The following is a 919-nucleotide window of genomic DNA, read 5'->3' on the forward strand; positions in this document are numbered from 1 at the left end:
CATCAACTATCTGTACACATCAAAAATTACCTTGTGGTATAGTGGTGCTGTTTGGGTTTATCTTTGCTTTGCCCTGATGGTTTTAGTTGGGAGTTTTATAAAAAAGGTAAATGTGCTTAACGTATTTTTGGCGTCTGTTGCATCGGTATTGATTCACTGGCTCATTATCGATCTGCCATTTTTATATGGCACCATGTACCCGCATACTTTAGTAGGTTATGGTCAATCGTTAATTAATGCTATTCCGTTTGAAAAGAACATGGTTTTAGGAGACCTGTTATTTGGTTTTCTGTTGTTTGGCGGTTTTGAACTGGCAAAAAGTAAGTTTGCTTTTTTGCAAACCCAAAAGCAGCTGGCTCTTTAAACTAAAATAATTAAATGGAAAGCGATCTGCCATAATGCAGGTCGCTTTTTTTATGGGCTGTAAAAGCCAAAAGCGTAAAGCACAAGGCTAAAAGTAATTTTAGAATGCAAATACTTTTTGGATTGGGTTGAAATATTAAAGTGTGATATAAATTAATGTATGAAAAGCTTAGTAGTGTTAACAGGAGCGGGGATTAGCGCTGAGAGTGGTTTAAAGACCTTTAGAGACAGCGACGGCCTTTGGGAGGGTTACAATATACAGGATGTGGCTACACCCGAAGCATGGGCGTATAACCCGGTAATGGTGCAGCAGTTTTATAACGAGCGGCGCAAGTCGGTATTGGAGGCAAAGCCCAATGCGGCCCATTACGCTTTAGCCAGGCTGGAAGAGCAATATAATGTAACCATTATCACCCAAAATATAGATGATTTGCATGAAAGGGCCGGCTCCACTAAAGTAGTTCATTTGCATGGTATTATTACCCGTTCGCAATCAAGCATCAATCCAGCACTTACTTATCCTATTGATGGATGGGAGATAAGGATGGATGCTGTT

The 919-nt window shown here is 39.9% G+C and carries 2 protein-coding genes; both read left to right on the forward strand.

Annotated features, from left to right (window positions below; translation table 11 throughout):
* Positions 1 to 364 (forward strand): DUF6580 family putative transport protein (locus tag AC1DPZ_RS28080; protein WP_477409734.1); only part of this gene is annotated, 364 nt, incomplete at its 5' end.
* A 159-nt stretch (positions 365 to 523) separates the two neighbouring features.
* A partial coding sequence (locus tag AC1DPZ_RS28085) for an SIR2 family NAD-dependent protein deacylase (RefSeq protein WP_477409736.1) occupies positions 524 to 919 on the forward strand: 396 nt, incomplete at its 3' end.

The organism is Mucilaginibacter sp. P4_G9 (assembly GCF_056400985.1).